At 53.6% G+C, this 17,557-nt stretch carries 15 protein-coding genes; 5 read left to right on the forward strand and 10 right to left on the reverse strand.

The genetic code is table 11. The features are described from left to right. Positions 1-289: 289 nt before the first annotated feature. Entirely contained in the window at positions 290-2,230 is a 1,941-nt protein-coding gene (locus NXS13_RS07505) for a M13 family metallopeptidase (RefSeq protein WP_259289562.1), read from the reverse strand. A gap of 90 nt (positions 2,231-2,320) precedes the next feature. Between NXS13_RS07505 and NXS13_RS07510 the strand changes: the two genes are divergently transcribed. Both NXS13_RS07510 and NXS13_RS07515 read left to right on the forward strand, forming a co-directional pair. After that, a complete protein-coding gene (locus NXS13_RS07510) occupies positions 2,321-2,878 on the forward strand; it encodes a hypothetical protein (RefSeq protein ID WP_259079219.1) in 558 nt (185 codons plus the stop codon). Further along, a complete protein-coding gene (locus NXS13_RS07515) occupies positions 2,875-3,837 on the forward strand; it encodes a PrsW family intramembrane metalloprotease (RefSeq protein WP_259289563.1) in 963 nt (320 codons plus the stop codon). The genes NXS13_RS07510 and NXS13_RS07515 overlap by 4 nt, the downstream gene beginning before the upstream one ends. A gap of 64 nt (positions 3,838-3,901) precedes the next feature. On the opposite strand, the gene NXS13_RS07520 is transcribed toward NXS13_RS07515, so the two are convergent. From NXS13_RS07520 to NXS13_RS07540, 5 genes are all read right to left on the reverse strand, one after another. Further along, positions 3,902-7,189 carry an arabinosyltransferase domain-containing protein gene (locus NXS13_RS07520; RefSeq protein WP_310593320.1) on the reverse strand — a complete coding sequence of 1,096 codons (3,288 nt, stop codon included), beginning with the start codon at positions 7,187-7,189 and terminating at the stop codon, positions 3,902-3,904. 113 nt (positions 7,190-7,302) lie between these two features. Continuing rightward, positions 7,303-9,342: a galactan 5-O-arabinofuranosyltransferase gene (locus NXS13_RS07525; RefSeq protein WP_259289565.1), complete on the reverse strand. Its 2,040-nt coding sequence runs from the start codon at positions 9,340-9,342 to the stop codon at positions 7,303-7,305. Between the two features lie 150 nt (positions 9,343-9,492). Then, complete coding sequence (locus NXS13_RS07530; protein ID WP_259158546.1) at positions 9,493-10,254, reverse strand: decaprenylphospho-beta-D-erythro-pentofuranosid-2-ulose 2-reductase; 762 nt, start codon at positions 10,252-10,254, stop codon at positions 9,493-9,495. Between the two features lie 45 nt (positions 10,255-10,299). Continuing rightward, positions 10,300-11,727 (reverse strand): FAD-binding oxidoreductase, encoded by a 1,428-nt coding sequence (locus NXS13_RS07535; protein ID WP_259079196.1) that lies wholly within the window; start codon positions 11,725-11,727, stop codon positions 10,300-10,302. A gap of 170 nt (positions 11,728-11,897) precedes the next feature. Beyond that, positions 11,898-12,125, reverse strand: coding sequence for a hypothetical protein (locus tag NXS13_RS07540; RefSeq protein ID WP_259289586.1), 228 nt, complete (start codon positions 12,123-12,125; stop codon positions 11,898-11,900). 135 nt (positions 12,126-12,260) lie between these two features. Between NXS13_RS07540 and NXS13_RS07545 the strand changes: the two genes are divergently transcribed. Both NXS13_RS07545 and NXS13_RS07550 read left to right on the forward strand, forming a co-directional pair. After that, a complete protein-coding gene (locus NXS13_RS07545) occupies positions 12,261-13,154 on the forward strand; it encodes a hypothetical protein (protein WP_259289566.1) in 894 nt (297 codons plus the stop codon). 47 nt (positions 13,155-13,201) lie between these two features. Further along, positions 13,202-13,627 carry a GtrA family protein gene (locus NXS13_RS07550; protein ID WP_259079192.1) on the forward strand — a complete coding sequence of 142 codons (426 nt, stop codon included), beginning with the start codon at positions 13,202-13,204 and terminating at the stop codon, positions 13,625-13,627. Here NXS13_RS07550 and NXS13_RS07555 read toward each other — a convergent pair. Further along, positions 13,608-14,540, reverse strand: a complete 933-nt coding sequence (locus NXS13_RS07555) for a glycosyltransferase (RefSeq protein WP_259289567.1) — start codon at positions 14,538-14,540, stop codon at positions 13,608-13,610. The two genes, NXS13_RS07550 and NXS13_RS07555, sit on opposite strands and share 20 nt — an antisense overlap. Before the next feature lie 148 nt (positions 14,541-14,688). Here NXS13_RS07555 and NXS13_RS07560 point away from each other — a divergent pair, with 148 nt between their 5' ends. Then, entirely contained in the window at positions 14,689-14,928 is a 240-nt protein-coding gene (locus NXS13_RS07560) for a hypothetical protein (RefSeq protein WP_259289568.1), read from the forward strand. On the opposite strand, the gene NXS13_RS07565 is transcribed toward NXS13_RS07560, so the two are convergent. The 3 genes from NXS13_RS07565 to NXS13_RS07575 are packed head-to-tail and all read right to left on the reverse strand — an operon-like array spanning position 14,925 to position 17,376. Further along, positions 14,925-15,662 (reverse strand): cyclase family protein, encoded by a 738-nt coding sequence (locus NXS13_RS07565; RefSeq protein ID WP_259158542.1) that lies wholly within the window; start codon positions 15,660-15,662, stop codon positions 14,925-14,927. The genes NXS13_RS07560 and NXS13_RS07565 overlap by 4 nt on opposite strands. A 1-nt stretch (position 15,663) precedes the next feature. Beyond that, positions 15,664-16,446, reverse strand: coding sequence for an ABC transporter ATP-binding protein (locus NXS13_RS07570; protein ID WP_259079185.1), 783 nt, complete (start codon positions 16,444-16,446; stop codon positions 15,664-15,666). A gap of 57 nt (positions 16,447-16,503) precedes the next feature. Then, entirely contained in the window at positions 16,504-17,376 is an 873-nt protein-coding gene (locus NXS13_RS07575; RefSeq protein ID WP_396124767.1) for an ABC transporter permease, read from the reverse strand. Between the last annotated feature and the right edge of the window lie 181 nt (positions 17,377-17,557).

The raw sequence follows: 17,557 nt of genomic DNA on the forward strand, positions 1-17,557 counted from the left end.
GGCGCTATCCTGGTGCTCATGCGGTGCATCTGCACTGCAACGTACTATCGTGTCTTTTCGACATCCACCGACCGCACAAATAAGGCACTCTGTTAAACGGAGTAGTGCAGATGAGAGCCCTTGAAAATTAAAAGGATAGAGGGTAATTCCGGCTCAGATCCTCATGGGGACCTTAAAAAACCGCTGCCCATATAACCCTAAGTTGTAGGCCCACCAGCTTTAGCGGACCTTGGGAATAAGCAAAAACCCTCGCCGTCAACATTTTTCGGCGAGGGTTGGTTTGTCTCTGCTACCAGATAGTGACGCGATCTTCTGGGGCGATATAGACCGGCGCATCGGTGGGAATATCGAAGGCCTCATAGAATTCAGCTATATTGCCCGCAATGATATTGCAGCGGAATTCCGCTGGTGAGTGCGGATCCACAGCGAGAAGTTGTGCCTGATACTCAGGGCGTTGCTTGGTGCGCCACACATGCGCCCAGGAGAGGAAAAGGCGCTGCAGACCGTTATAGCTGTGCTCGTATAGCTCCGGCGATCCTCCCTCCACTGCAAAAGGCTTGCTAGGGGTATCGTCGATGCTCATACCGTGATCGTCCAAGTAGAGGCGGTAGGCGACCACCGCGATCCCTAATCCACCTAAGTCGCCGATATTTTCTCCGAGGGTGAATTCGCCATTGACACCAGCGGTATCAATTCCGGCGTCGATAAGCGTGTGGGGAACCTTACCGTTAAATTGCTCCACCAAATTGCCGGTGAGCTGAGCAAAGGCGGCCCGATCCTCAGCAGACCACCACGAGTTGAGGTTGCCGTTCCCATCGTACTGGGACCCTTGATCGTCGAAACCGTGGCCGATTTCGTGGCCGATTACTGCTCCAATGGCCCCGAATTTCTCCGCCGCGTCGGCGTCTTTATCAAAGAATGGAGGACGCAAGATAGCCGCGGGGAAGGTGATATCGTTAACCACCGGATTATAGAAGGCGTTGACGACTTGTGGATTAGCAAACCATTCCTCGCGGTTAGCGGGCTTGCCAATCTTATTTATTTCATAATCATGGGCAAAAGCGCTTCCCAGGCGGTAGTTAGCAACCAGATCTGCCCCCGCGGAGGAGAATTCGAGGCCCGAATAATCTCGCCAAGTATCGGGGTAGCCAATCTTAGCTTGGAATTTACCGAGCTTTTCGAGGGCCTTCTCACGAGTTTCCGGGGTCATCCATGGCAGTGAGGAAATACGTTGACGGTAGGCGCGAATAAGATAGTCAACCAGTTCCAGCATCTCCTCTTTATAGGAGGCGGGGAAATGCTTGGCTACAAAGAGTTTTCCAATGTCTTGGCCCACAAAGCTTTCGGCTACCCCAAGGGCGCGCTTCCACCGATCGCGTTGCTCAAGGGAGCCCGATAGGGTGGTGCCGTAGAAATCGAAGTTGGCCTTCGAGATCTCAGCGGTGAGCAGGCCAGCGCGATCTTTGATGATATGCCAAGTAGCCCACAACTTCCACGCCTCAAGATGAGATTCATCTAGGAGAGTGCCCAGATGGTCGAAATAGTCAGGCATCATCACAATATAGCGACCCTCAGGGAATCCAGCCGCAGTTAGGATTGTGCGCAGATAGGCGGGGAGATCCTCGCTGTTAACAGGATTGAAGGTTTTTACTGCATCGCGGGTGCTCACCACATCCCAGTGCCCTTGAGCCAGCGTAGTTTCCAGCTCCAGAATGGTGCGTGCAGCTTCCTCCGGATCTGAGATCTGCGGGATAAAGCCCAGCATTCTGACAATATGCGCCTGATAGAGAGATCTAATTTCAGCGTGTTCGCTCTTGTGATAGTAGGCCTCATCGGGTAGCCCCAAACCTGCTTGGTACAAGTAGGCGCTAGCATTTTCGAGGGCAGAATCTTTTTCAATATAGGCACCGAAGGGAAGGGAGATACCCACCCGGCTCAACGCGCCCAAAGCGTGGAGGAACTCATCGATAGTGGAGATATCCACGAGTGCAAGGTCAGCGTCAATAGCGCTTATCCCTGCGCGTTCAACGCCATCAGTATCCATATACGAGGCATAGAGCGCGCCAGCTCGCGTATCAGGATTCTCCAGTAAAAGCGCGTGCGTATCAGCTTCTGCTTGATCGCGTAAAGCATAGAAGGTCCCGTCAGAGGGACGATCATTGGGGATCTCGTGGGAATCGAGCCACGAGCCATTGACGAACCGGTAAAGATCAGTGATATTTAAAGCCATTACTCCAGTGTAATGCTGAGTCTGGAATCGTGCGTCGGCAGTGTTCTCTGGTCCTGCACAAGGGCAGTGAATGCCCTAGAATTACCACTCATGAGTCGTTTTCAGTACAACCCCCCGACGAATGCGAAACAGTGGTGGGCCATTGTTGGCATCTTCGCCCTGCTGTTGCTCCTTCCTATAGGGCTCGCAGCCGTGGTACCCGAAAAAATCCGCGAATCCGAAGTTATTCTAGGCGACGAGGCCTATAACTGGACTGTTCCGGTGCGCAATGCCGAAGGCGAACCGCTCGTGTGTCGCATCGTTAGCGATACCCTCTATACCGGATCGTGGGATTGCGATGGCATCACTATTGATAGCTCGGTCGTCGAGGCGGGTAGCAACCAGCGCCGAACCGTTACCCGAGCTATGCGGGGGTATATACAGCCTCTGGGTCCTAGTAGCGAGGTGGAGTTTAGCGGTAATATCGCGCGCATGCGAACACTGGGCGACAATCCATATTTCGAGCTCGGATTCAACTTTGGCACCGGCGATAATTCCAATAATGCCCTCATGGTTGTGGTGGGTGGAAACGAATACGATCCGCGCATCGCGGAGGTTTTCACCGCACTAGATAATGCCCCGAAGAATCCCCAGGAGAGTGCAGCATGAGATATACCAAACCCCTCCGCATTACCTTATTAATTGTCACAATCCTCGCGGCCCTCGGGGTAGCAGGCGTGGTGGGACTATCTGCGGTGCTCTCACCGGCATCTATTGGCCTCGGCTTGGTGCTGGTATCGATCTATCTCATCGCTTTTTATTTTCTTATCAGTCGCTCCGGGTTCGCGCCGAACGCCGGTTTTGCGTGGGTATTTAGCTCATTCGCGTGGGGTTCGGCCGTGTGTTTTGGGCTAGCCACATTCGTTGGTACCGCGGTCTCTGAGGTCACCAGTAAATTAGGGTGGGATATTGTCGCCGCCTCCTTTGGAGGCGCTTACCCAGAAGAAATAGCTAAGACTTTGGGCGTTATTTTAGTAATGGCTGCTTTTACTCAGCTCAATCGCCCCTGGCACGGTTTCGCTACCGGAATTATTGTTGGCTTAGGTTTCGATACTATTGAAAATCTGCTGTATGGGCAGATGGGGGGACTGATCCACCCAGATAGTGATATTGAGGGCACGTTGATGATGTGGGGCCTGCGCTCGATTGCAGGTCCAGGCCTCCATATCCTTTTCACCGGAATCGCTGGCTACGGTATTGGCCTGGCCATGACGAGTATTGGCATTAGCTTCGCGCAGCGCCTGAAATATGGGGCAACCTGGTTTGCTATTGCCTTCGTACTGCACTTTGCGTGGAATCTCCAGATTCCCACTGAAGTGATCCTCATCGGTATTTATATCATTGTGGGCCTGATTGGTTATCCGCTCTTTATCTATCTGTGGCTACAGTGCCGCAAAGCCGCTCGGGCAGATCGTGATCAGCCTCAAACTCCCATCAGTTCGCTTAGTGAACTCAATGAATTAGTTCCCCTCGATCACAGTCGCGAGCAACCGCGATTATTTGGAGAAAAGCCTTTTGTTACTCCCATCGCTTATGTGGGACTGACCGCCGAAGAACCTCGCGATTAAGCCTCTATAAGAGTCAAGCCCGCACCGTGGATAGGGTGCGGGCTTATTATTTTTCTAAGTCTCTTTAGCTATCTCCTCGGCTACCATTTTCGATAGCTTGGTGCCCTGGATTCCACAACCCGGAGCGGGTAATAATTTCTTGATCGATGATAGCCGGGGTGGGTATTTCACCTACGGAATTTGCCCGCGGCTGATAGATCTCAACACTGCCCCAGTCGCGCTTCCAGTCATCCTTGGCGTAGCTGGGCAGCTCATAGGATTCATTGACCGCCTCCGCAGGTCCGAGTGCACCGCCGCCATAGTAGTCCATGAAATTCGAGCCCTGCATCTTGCCATCGGCATCTGCACTAATGCGATAGCCTGGAATTTCTGCCACACCCGCATAGTGGTTAAAGGGGCGCTGGCAAGGGAACTGGAAGCCAACGGCCCAATCGATCATGCCTGGTTGATCGTGGCCAATCACCTGATCGAGAGGAGCCAGGGTGGGAATACGCGGTGGGGTGAAAGCTATCCATTGCCGGTAATCGGGGGAATCATCGATAGCATGCAGGCGCACGACGGTCGCTTCAGCTGGGAGCGCATCGAGAGGTAAGCGCAGATTCCGCCACCGGTTCGTGGGCACCATAATTGCGTCATTGAGGTAGAGTTCACCGAGCTTTTCCAGTTCTCCCTGTTCATTCTCGGCGCCATATTCTACAAGCAGGCGGCGACCGTCTTTGCGCACCCCATCCTGATCAAAATAGGCGATCTTACCTGCAGCACTGACCACTAATAGTGGGGCATCCTCACGTTGGGGAGGCAATTGGTACCAGCTGGTAATAGCTTCGGCATAGGGTTGCTCAAAATTGGAATACGATCCCAACACTGGAACTGTGCGGTAGTCGAGGTTGAAGGGGAGACGAATGACTGAATCGTTGACGCCCTCTTCATTTTCTGGGCGTAACCCTTGGTTGGTATTGAGGGTCTCCGCATCTGAGACGAACCCCGTGGAGCGGCTACCTAGATAGGGTATGCGGTTGGGTTCGAATCCTTGGAATTTTGGCCCGGATTCTAGTGATTGCCCTAAGGTCGTCCCGATGGGCTTGAGGAAGGACTCGTTTGTGTCTGTCTCAACCAAGGTATCGCTTGCCAGAGCACAGCGATCGCCGGCGAGGGTACGAAGATTGCCTAAGCCAATTGAGTAGGCAGGGTATTGCGAGACGAAGCCTTTAGCCAGCGAGGCCATGCTAAAGAGCACCGTGAGTGCGCACAAAGCAGCGATCGGTGCGGTGAAGATATGGGTGAATAGGCGCTTTTTCTGTGGTGCGACGTCATCGCCGTGTTCCCCATCGAGACCTGCCTGATGGCGTACTGCCTGGATGGCTCCAATCAGCAAAATAACCAGGGCGATAGCCAGCATCACCGAAGAGGCTTCAATAGCCTTGATCTGGATTGATTTATCCCACCATGGCACTCCATAGGAGGCCACATACCAGTAACCGTTTGTGGTCGAGAGCGAGAATGCATAGACGAAGAGGAGACCACCAACAAAGAGGGTGCGCGCAGATTTCGACCGGGTGGAGAAATCACTAAGAGCCACGGCAGCAAGCGCGCCAAGAGCCGGGGCGATGCCGGCCCATACACCGAAGTGGTGTGACCACTTGGTGGGGGTGAAGCTCATGAAGAAAAGAGTGCCAATAAAAACCAGTACGAGCCGTAGCGAAGGCCCTTGAGCGGAGCCGGGTACCTTGCCGTGGCGCAAAATAGAGGCAAAAACGAGGCCTACCGCAATAAATGCGAACAGTACCGCAAATCGACGAGCGAAAGAGCCATCGACAGTCTGCTGGAAGAGCACCTCATAGCGTTGCCATTCCTGGAACCACTTCAAAGAAGGGCCGATCTCGCCACGCACATGGATGGATTCCAGCACTGTCGCGAGAGTTTGATCGCCGAAAACCGCCACGAGAACGGCCGTGCCAGCGGCAAAGAAGGGACCGAGGAAAACGATCCAGCTCAAGCCATGACGACGCCGTGTCCCTAAGGAGCTCAGTCGTATGCTCATGGTGCGTAATAATTGCGGAAGGCTGACTAGCAGCACCGATACCGCCATCAACCCCGTGGGGCCGCAGGCAAGCGTGAAGGCAGCAACTATGGTACCTACGGCAGCGGGGAAGAGACGCTGATGGGCAATTGAACGCTCGAAGAGTACCCACGTGACTAAGGTACCCAGGGCAATAATGGGCTCCGGGCGTAGACCGTTATTATAGGGAAGCCAGAAGCTTAGGAACATCAACGCGGCAGTCCACTGTGCGGCCCGGCGAGTTTTGAGAGCTGGCCCTAAGCGCGGCAAAATTTCGCGCGAGAGAATCAGCCAGATACTTATTCCCGCTATCAGAGAAGGCAGCCGCATCCACATCGAGGCCGTCGATACCTGCGAGAGCAGGGTGAGGAAATCATAGTAAGGGGCACCGAAAGGAGATTCTGGAACCCCGAACCACCGGTAATAGTTGGCCATATACCCGGCCCCGTCCTTAGCCCGGGCCATGGTGAGAATAAAGCCGTCATCGGATGTATTGGCACCAAAAACATACCAGTACCCTAAGACCGCTCCTACCAGTCCATCGAGGACACGTGGCTTGAGAAAATTCTTAGGCCAGTAGCGATGGCGGCCTAAACGATCCAGGCGATCGAGACGATACAGACTAAAGAGAGCTATACCGAGGAAGATAGCGCCCAGGATCATCGTAGAGTACTTCAGCACAGTCGGTGAAGAGGTATAGCGGGAATTAATCTCAACTCGAGCCATAAGACCGGCATCAATGAGTGCGTCAGCATCACCGGTGAGCTCGGTATAGATACCAGAAACTTGCGGGCGCAGATCCTTCTCGTCCTCGCTCTGCCCAGATAAATCTGTGCCGGGAATCTCGGCTGTGCTCAGTTCCTCGGTGGTGGAAATCTGCAGAGTCGCATCCTTAGGCAGCTCGGCCACCTCCGCGGCAGGAACCTGTAGGAGGATGGTACCTAAGGAGGACACCTCAATATTGCCTTCTATGCTCCGAACAAAAAGTCCGCGAGTGGCGGATTGCTCACTCGAGGGTGGGAGCGTGGAGAAGACGAGGGTTTCATCGTCACGCAACTGCTCTAATGCTTGCAGCGGGATGGTGGCATCTAGCCGCTGCGGGGCATAGGAAACCAGCGGGGCGCTGATCTGGTTGAGGGAGCGATTCTGGGGCCACTCGAAGGAGGACTGCACCTGATTCACCGGCATGAACGGGGTCAGAATGAAGAAGAAAAAACCCAAGACTCCAGAAAGGGCAGCGAGTTTCTTCAGCCATCCAGGAGCCTGGCCCAAGGTTAGGGATCCAGGTGCCATATCTTCGTGGATCGGGGGTCGAGTATCCGTAGCAAGAGAAGAGGAATTCATAAGACCGTTGGATGTGATGCTTTCAGAATGATCGGGGGATAAGGGGCGGGGGTGCGGATGAGTCACTGCCTAGTCACCACCACAAATGATCCTACTGGGGTGATCTCCCAAGGAGAATTATCGCCGAGAAAAACAGCAGGGTTAAAGCTACTACCCTTAAAACGCACATTGGGATTGTTGGGGTAGATATCCTCGGCTATATCGAAGATCCACCCGTCGGGTTTGTCTCCTGTGGCCAGCTGCTTCTGCAGAGCTTTGAGATCCCCGCGCAACACAATGGCATCAGGGATGCGCCACGGACTGTGTTCCATGAGAGTGATCAGGTCTTGGCCCGTCATCTGCTCTTTCCAGGAGGCTTCGGCCCAGGATTCGATGGCCGCATTGCGAGCCTCAAATTCACCTAGGGGATTGGCATAATGGCTGGTGAAGGCTTGGTAGCCGCGGAAGGGGTGGAAGGCTAAAAAATTGCGCTGATCAGTAAGGACGATGATCTCACGGGCGGGTTTTGCTATCTTCGCCATAATCGTGTCAGCGATCTCAGGGTAGTATTTCTCGGCATTGGGGGGATAAAGATCTGCCCGGTGGCCGCGGCCATCGGTATCGGTATAGGCCAAATCTATGGCGTGGGCTAAACGATTCGGAATATTTTGTACATAGGACACACCACCGATCGATAAGATAACCACCATAAAAGTGGTGAGTGCTCGGGAAAAGCCGGGGCTGAGGCCTCCAGGTTGGGCGGTGGTTGCGAGCCGGTGGACGCCCAATAGACGCAACTCAGCCAAACCTAGTACCCCGGCGGTAGCCATGATGAGTGCCACCACGGCATCCAGGCGGAAACCTAAAAGCGTGGTACCGGTGAGGGTTACAGCCATCGATAGCGTAATCCACCCGTAGAAAACCATGAGCGAGATCCCCATGGTGGCAATATCTGGGTGGGACCACCGTATTAGCAGATAAATTAGGCCGATCAGGCAGATGACTCCCAAAGCATCAGGGATCAGCATAGGAAGTGGGAACTGCGAACCAGCGAGCGGCAAATATTTTTGGGCGGCGGAACCGCTGGTGGGAGCTCCGGAGAAAACTTGATACAGATAGGGTGCCCACCAGATAGCGGCTAAGAGCATGGAACCAATACCCATGATGCCCAGCCGTAGTACAGGTGCGAAGGATTTAAGGACCAGGGCCGCAAAGCAAGCTGCCACAACTATGCAGCTCAAGGCCACCACCGCGGTATAGAGCGTATAAGAGGAGGCTGAGATCCCAAGGTACAAAATCATGCCCACAAGCGCTAGATTTCCGCCAACTAAGGCGCGGTGCACCATGATGGTTGCCGCCGGAACCCCGAGGGCAATGATAGCCGCATAGGGCTCTTCCGCACTCGTTACAATCGCAATACATACGCTTACCAACGCGATGGCGGTAGCTACGGGGAGGCTTCCAGTTAGACGCTGCCACACCGGGACGAGCACGCTTCCAGCCAGGGCAATCGATACCATTGCCCACGGTTGGAAGACTTCCCATCCAGGGAGATTAAGTAGATCGCCCAATCGGCCGCCAAACCAGAACCACATGCCGGGATAGTAAGAGGGCATATCGATATAGTTCATATCTGAGAGTTGCCATGAGTCCGTGAGCCTCGTCAGAAACTGGGTGCGGAAACCCTGATCAACTGTCACTCCTGATAGATATAGCGAGGTGGCAGAAAGGGGGATAGCTAGGGTGGTTACTACTAGTGCAGCTGGGGATAAATAGCAGATAAAGTAGCTGAAAATCTGTCGCCACCGAGGGGTGCGACGTGCGTGTGCTGCATCGCTCATAAGGAAGTAGACCACTAGTCCAGTTACCAACACAACCAGCATGGACCCGAGGGAGGAGAGAGCTCGGGTCACATTGGAGGGGCCAAACGCGGGCAGATTTGTGGTGTGAATAATAAGCCACGAAGCGAGGGTGAAAAGCCCACCGCCGAGACCCGCTAGGATTATTGCGAGCACAGTGACGGGGGTGGCCAAAACATCAGGGGCATAAGCCGACGGGTGCTGGAGGTGCTGTGTTTGGCAGCGCGAACCCGAAAGACTTGGTGATTGGTCCTGAACAGTCATTATTTTAGTTTCCCATACATAGAGCCAATTATGCGCATACGCCACTGTAACCACAGGGGTCTATGTGACAAAAAGCAGGTCTTGATCATCATGATCAAGACCTGCTCGGTGCCTAAAAGAGCCTGTAAAAAACCTCTAAAAACAGAAGAATTAGAAGGGGAGTTTACGGAAGATTGCCTGCGGAATCACCTTGAATACGAGCGAAACGTACTGGAAGAGAGGATGGACGAAGATCGCATCTTTCTTGGCCACCACAGCGTTGAAGGTTGCCTTTGCGACATCTTCGCGATTTACGGTCAGCGGTGCTTCACCAGCCTCTGCGCTCATCTTGGTACGAACCTGGCCAGGGCGAACGACGAGTACGCGCACACCAAATTCGCGCAGCGCAACGCCTAAATTGACGTAGAATCCGTCAAAGCCAGCCTTGGCAGCGCCGTAGACAAAATTAGAGCGTCGGACACGCTGCCCAGCTACGGAACTGAGAGCGATGAGGTTTCCGTGACCCTGTTTCTTCAGGTATTCACCCAGGAGTACGCCCACAGAGACGGCTGCGGTGAAGTTGGTCTGAGCGGAATCGACAGCCAACTTCTGGTCTTGCCAGAGGGCTTCTTGATCCCCGAGAGTACCAAAGGCCACAATGGCAACGTCGATATCGCCGCCAGCAAAAGCCTGGTCGATAACGGCTGGATGGGAGTCGAAGTCGGTGGCGTCAAAATTAATGACCTCCACCTCCTGGGCACCCCAGGCTTTGACGTCATTGACGGCGATGTCGAGGCGTGGGGATTTATCGCGGGCAGCCAGAATGACCTTGGCTGGACCCTTATCTAAGAATTCTTTGACAATGGCGAGTCCGATTTCGGAGGTGCCCCCGAGGAGCAAAATAGATTGGGCTTGGCCCACAGCATTAAGCATTGATTGATGCCTTCCTTTAAGAAAATGTGAGGAGAGGGAAATGAATTAGTGAAGCTCGAGGCGACGCGACATATCTGAGGCGAAAACACCGTGCGGGTCGATCGCATTGCGGGTTGTGAGCCAGTTTTCCATCTCTGGGTACATCTTGTGGAAATTCTCTGCCGAGGTCCGTGATTCCTTAGCCAAGTAGAGACGGCCACCGAATTCCATAACTCGGCGATCCAATTCATCAAGGAAGGTTCCGAGGCCGCGCTTGATGGGGAAGTCAACGCAGACATTCCAGCCCGGCATTGGGTAGCTGAGCGGGGCGCGGTTACCCGGTCCGAAGAGCTTAAATACATTCAGAGCCGAGTAGTGGCCAGAGCGCTGTATATCCCGGATGATCTCCTTGAAAGGCTCCACGGCATCCATGGGGACCACGAACTGGTACTGCAAGAAGCCACGCGAACCATAACCGCGGTTCCACTCTCCGATCAGGTCCAAGGGCTGATAGAACTGAGTGAGGTTTTGCACCTGATTGCGGTAAGTGCCGGACTTGAGCCACCACAATTCACCAATGGCCATCATGGATAGCTTGTTCATGGTGAATGAGGGGAAGATATCAGGAACGGTCACTAATTGGGGCGCATTGAATTTCAGCGGATCCTTAGCCAGCTTAGGATTCAATTCCTCGAGCTGAGCCAAGGTAGCCAGCGAGCCTCGCGAAATAGCGGAGCGGCCGAGTTTGGGTTCTGGGGAAATAGCATCGAACCATGCGGAGGAGTAGGTATAGTTCTTCTCCGAACCATCGGAGTGGAATTCGATGGTCTCGTCCAAGTTGGCAGTGAGATCGCCATCTGCGATGAAATAGGCGGTCTCGGTTCTGGTCATCTTGATGCGGGCGCGCACAATAATGCCGGTCAAACCCATGCCACCGACGGTGGCCCAGAAGAGGGAGCCATCGGGATCGTCCGCAGAGCCTTCTGGCTCAATATGGAGGATCCGGCCATCGGCAACAAGCAGTTCCATCGATAATACGTGATCGCCGAAAGAGCCGGCGGAGTGGTGGTTCTTGCCGTGAATATCGGGGCCGATGGCACCACCGATCGTGACCTGGCGGGTACCAGGTAGAACCGGAACCCAGAGCCCATATGGCAGAGCGGCTTTCATGAGTTGGTCTAGAGTGACACCACCATCTACATCAACAACTGCGGTTTCTGGATCGATGGAATGGATCTTATTGAGATCCTGCATATCGATGACCAAGCCGCCAGCGTTTTGAGTAGGGTCGCCGTAGGAACGCCCCATGCCACGGGCAATAACACCGCGCTTGAGATAGTCCGGCTTCGCGGCATTATCCTCGGCCACCAGGCGGACGGCTCGCACCATTTCCTCGAGATCGGGGGTGCGCAGCACCTGGGCGGTGGTGGGGGCGGTGCGTCCCCAACCGGTGAGTTCCTGAGCTTTGGTAGCAAGCAGAGAATGATCAGTCATGAAGGGTCTAGCCCACTTTCTTAGGTAAAAAGGACTGTTTTCTTGATACAGATAACGATTCCACCCTACCCATGTGCCGTGGCACTATCCCAATACCTTCGGTGTGAGATTGTACCGAGCACGGGATCGGGTGAGAGAAAGACGACGGGAGTATAACGCGATACTCCCGCTTAAAGATCGAGAAGGCGCCGAATCTCTTCAGGCAACTCCTCCTGGGAGGTGATTGTCGGTCCTTCGTAGGATTCCAAGATGGAATAGATCCGCCCGCGCGAATCTGAATCGAGGAGGGGAAGCTCTTCAGCAACCAGCCGCGTCATATGATCGCTCATGGGCAGATTCGTGCGCTCTGCCGCGACATGGGTCTGCGGTTGCTGCTTCTTTTTAAAAAGACCAAACATATCATCCATGGTACTTCCTCAAGTAGCACCAAGAGGGGAGCAAAACTGAGAATATACTGGCAATATTTCCAATATTTATCAGTGCCGCAGAGACCACACCACCCTGAATAAGAATCTGTGTCTAGGCTGGAGTCTATGCCCACCTCACCCCCTGCCACCCACGTGACCTCATTGACTGCGGTGCGGGCTGCAAAAATGAATAAGGCGGCAAGCGAATGGGGTACCCGAACGAGCATTGTGAGGATTCAAGCGGTATCAGCCACTGAGGAAATCGTACGCTTTATTGGGGTCAATCAGGCTCTCAGTATTGCCGAACTTAATGCGCTTTTACCTACCGTCTTCGGTATCGACGGCCATAAATCTGACTGCTGTACCACGGCTGCGAAACTCTACCCCGCCCTGGATCCTGCGCGTTTAGTGGGGGAGTATCTAGCCGAGCCAGGCGAGCATCTGCATCAAGAATGGGGACTGTGGTCCTTCGATACCGAAGTCCTCGATATTATCCCCCGCGATATAGCCACCCCCGATATTATCTGTATCGCAGGGGTTGGAAATTTCGGCCCAGGGGAGTGCGATCCGCAGGCGATTAATGCCACACTCACCGGCTCGAAGGTCATTCACGAGGTTTTAGCCCTAGCCCACGAAGAAGTGGTCGATATCATCCGCACCTCAGGTATTTATGATTTTGTGCCTCTACTAAAAGCCATAGATTTTTCGCGAACCCCAACAATAGATGCGACCATTAGCCAGGTACTCTCGCAATTACCGATCGAAAAAGAACCTCATAGTAGGCAGGCCTTCTGGATTTGCGTATTGGCCTTTAGTTGTATGAGCAGCAAAGAGCGCACCGATTATATAATTTCTTCCCTGATTGACGGACTTGATCTGGAAGGAGAAATCGATCCAGCGAGCGCTCGGCTGATGTGCCAACAATCCTTGGCGGCGCTTGCTTCCTTGGGAGCGGGGGGTCGAGAGACCATGAATCTTGCAGAGCGGATGGATATTTATCGCGAATTGCTTAGGCGCTAACGACCCCTGATTTTAGCCGACTGCGCGGTGCGGTATGCTCTATGCTCATGAGTGCCCAACCACCATCTTCCTCTTTAAAAACCCAGTTGAGTCGCTTTATTGCGGTGGGTATTGTGGCGGCCATTGTAGATTATGGCAGCACCTTAATCCTGAATTACCTCTTCGGCTTCCCGCGCTCAGGTGCTAAGGCCCTCGGGTGGTGTGCTGGCACTGTGACTGCGTATGTGATGAATTCTAAATGGACATTTAATGCCACGACGTCGAAGAAGTCAGGGCTTGCTGTTGCTGCTCTCTATCTGTCCACCTTCGCGGTACAGAATTTTGTTTACTATATCCTCAACGCTCCGCTGAGCTCCTTAGGCCTCGAGCAAGCAGCGGTAGATACCGTCTCCTTCGTCATAGCCCAAGGCCTGGCCACTATTACCAATTTCGTGGTGCAGCGTATGGTGATCTTTAAAGAACCTCGGGGCTAGGTCGGATAAATCGTTCCTTGCGCCCTAGACGGTGAAGTTTCAGCCACTTTTTAAAGCCCGTAAGATCGCGGCGTTGCACAAGGAAAAACCAGCCGAAGCGAGCATATTCCTGCGGCAAAAGCCGCCGCATCCCAGGCTGATTCATTAGATAGCCACGATTGCGGTAGGTGAAAAAGCGTTTATGTTCATTATCGGGATACTGCGTGTGCATCCGTCCGCCCAAAATGGGCTTAAATTCTGCCGCCCCGTCGGGGTGTAGATAGGCGGTTGTTAGGCAGGTACCAAAGCGTAGCCCAGAGCGCGCTAATCGACGGTGGTATTCTACCTCGTCGCCCCGAATGAACAGCCGCAAATCTGGAACCCCGATAATCTCCATGGCCTCGGCGGAAATAAGAGCGCCATTAAAGAGAGAGGCAATCCCGGCAAGCATATCTGCCTCCGGATGATCGGGATCGACCAATTCGTGCCGATGACGGCGCCAACTGAGCCCGCGCCTTAAAGGAAAAGCCAGCTGATCGGGATGATCTTTGGTGCATACCACGGGGGAGACCTCAGCGAGTTGATGCCGCTCGGCACAGTGAAGCAAGGTGGTGAGCACGTGTTCATCGGCGGGATGCCCGTCATCGTCGGCGCACCAAATAGCATCTGCGCCTAGCGATAAGGCGTATAAGAAGCCGTAGGCGAAGCCTCCGGCCCCTCCTAAGTTGCGTTGAGAGGGAAGGTAGATTCCGCGTTCGCCAGCGATATCCATAAGCAGATCGGCTACCTCATCTTCGGCACCATTGTCTACCACGATAATCCAGTTCACTGGGGTGGTTTGATTCGCCACAATCTCTAAGGATTGGCGTAATAAATCAGCACGGTGGTGGGTGACAATAACGGCGGCAATTTTATCCTGCAAGCTCAATACCATAAGGGATATTGTTGCATATCCATCCCTTATGTCTATTGATTGACGGTTCGTTTATAGCAATGACTGCACCCTTGAGTGGGGAGCATGGCTCGGTTGATAGACTAAGCAGACACAGCCCAAAAGAACGATCGGCAGAAAGCGAGACCACATGCGCGTACTCACAGGAGCAACCCTGATCAGCTGGATTTTAGTGGCCGTCGGGATGTATATCCGTTATAACTTTATGGAACCCGTCGGGGCCGGTGGAATGAGCCCTGCCATGACCGTGCTATTTTTTAGCATCCTAGGAATTAGTCTGGTATCCCTGGTTCTCACCGCCACTCTCATTGTCAGCCTATGGACTCTTTGGCGTCACCCCGAACGCTTTAAAGAAGAAAATAATTACTAAGAGATCAGCGCGATAGCTCGCGCTGGAAAACCGGTACCACCCAGAGGCTTAGGCCACGAGGCCCATAAAAGTCCACCGCGCGCCGGGAGCTTATCAAGGTTGGTGAGCAATTCTATCTGCCACCGATCATGCGCCAAGATCGCATACTGGGCCGGCATCTCACCGCGGTCGACGAGGAATCCTGGATCAGTGTCAAAGGTTTCATGTCCGATGGCTCTAATACCGCGATGTTGGACTAGGAAATTAATGGCATCGACAGTCCACCCTGGACTATGGCGATGACCGTGGTTATCGAGACCTAGTAGTGCGTGCTGATCCGGCCAGCGCTTCGACCAGTCAGAGCGGAAAGCCACAAAACTATTCTCGGGAATCGGCCCATAGGTGGCCTCCCAGGAGACGAGCGTCTTTTTATCGAGCTGAAAATCCGGGTTCGTTTGTACGTCACGGTGATAATCTAGGACCACCAGCGGGCTGATCATATCATCGGTATCAATACGATCAACCGTGCGTCCAGATTGCAGAAAGTGTGCTGGAGCATCAATATGGGTTCCCCATTGTCCGACGAGACGGTACTGGGTAACTGCGTAGCCATTATCTGCAATATTTGTGATCTCAGTGCGTTCTTCTACAGGATCGCCAGGGAAATGTGGCTGGGTGGGATAAAAGGTGTGGGTGAGATCCACCAAGTGGGCACAGCGCAGTTGGGCGTAGAGCTCCCACAGATCTTGGTTCACCTTAATCGCTTTGGCTCATGATGCGTCGCACATGATCGGCGGCTTCCTTGCCTTCATAGGCCTGGACAATCTCCGGGATGGGGCCTGCTTGGCGTAGTTGTCCGTGATCCACCCAGATGGCAGTATCACATAGCTGCGCTAGGAAATCATTGGAGTGAGAAGCGAAGACGAGGATTCCTGAGCGCTCTACTAGCTCTTGTAAGCGAGTGCGCGCTTTGGCCATAAAGGCGGCATCAACGGCACCGATGCCCTCGTCGAGAAGCAAAATTTCAGGCTCGATAGAGGTAACGACGCCTAAAGCCAGACGGATACGCATACCTGTGGAGTAGGTGCGTAGTGGCATAGCGAGATAATCGCCGAGTTCGGAAAACTCCGCAATATCGTCCATCTTCTTACGCATTTGTTTGCGTGTTTGGCCAAGGAAAAGCCCACGGATCACGATATTTTCATAGCCTGAGATTTCTGGATCCATGCCCACCCCGAGATCAAAAACCGGGGCTACTCGGCCACGTATATGCGCGGAACCGCGGGTAGGTTCGTAGATGCCCGAAAGGAGACGGAGCAAAGTAGATTTGCCGGCGCCGTTATGGCCCACCAGACCCACGCGGTCGCCTTCTCTTAGGTGAAGATTGATATCGCGCAGGGCCTCAACCACCACCGTATTATTTTTATTGCGCCCAATCGCGCCACCAGCGGCACCGAGGAAGGCCTTCTTCATGGAGCGAGATTTGGCGTCGAAAATAGGGAAATCAACGCACGCATTATAAGTATCGATGGAGACCATGATCGTTGTCCTTATTGTTGTTATCTGGGGCAGCGCGGAGGTTCTAGTTAAGGGAGCCTAGACCCAGTAATTCACCCTAAAACGCCAGTATTTCATGGCCAGCAGCGCCACGATAAGGCCTGTGGCGGTGCACGCGATGACAACCCACCAATGGTAGGCGGGTAGATCCGCACCAATTAAGGGGGCGCGCACCACTTCCATATAGTGATATAGCGGATTAAGCTGCGCTAATTTTGCGCGCTCTGAGATGGTGCCACCTTGATCCTTCAAGGTCTGAGTCATCCACACAATCGGGGTGATATAGAAGAGTAATTGCACTCCAGACTCCAAAAGGGGCGCTACATCGCGGTAGCGGGTTGCCACTATTCCGAAGAACATCGACACCCACACCCCATTAATAATGAGGAGCGCCATCGCAGGTAAGGCGAGCAGGAGGTCCCACCCCAAGGGGCGGGGAAATACCAGCATAAGGACGAGCCAGATCACCAGATTGTGGGCGAGAAAAAGCGTCTGCTTCCACACAAGTCGGTATACGTGGACGGAGAGAGCAGAAGGGAGCTGCTTGATAAGGCCCTCATTGGTGATAAAAACCTCGGCTCCATCCTTGATACAGCCCGAAATAAAAGTCCACATAATAAGGCCCACTGTCACGTGCGGGAGAAAAGTCGCTACCGGGATTTTAAAGAGCACAGAGTAGAGAAAACCGAGGGCAAGGGCCATCACACCGGTAGCAATCGTGATCCATAAGGGGCCTAAAACGGAGCGTCGATAACGCTGTTTAATATCCTGCCAGCCTAATTGCAGCCACAGCTCGTGCTGCTTAAAACCGCGCACCAGATCGTGCCACGCTGCACCGAATGTGCGCGAGTGCGACGGCTCTGGGTCGATACCGTCCGCTGCAGTTATTCGCTCAATCTTCGCAGCGATCAGGGGATCGGGGGTTGGTTGAGGGTGACTTGGGTTCGTGAAATTCTTGTCTTCGTGCTCCACGAAGTATAAGCCTAGCTGGGCTGGTGCATAAGTTGAAAGTGACAGGCATACTATAGAGAAGGGTTTTGGCTTCGGTATACCGGTAGACGGTGGGAGATACGGTACTGTGATGTTCGATAGC

The sequence above is a fragment of the Corynebacterium sp. ES2730-CONJ genome, from assembly GCF_024834055.1.
GTDB lineage: Bacteria > Actinomycetota > Actinomycetes > Mycobacteriales > Mycobacteriaceae > Corynebacterium.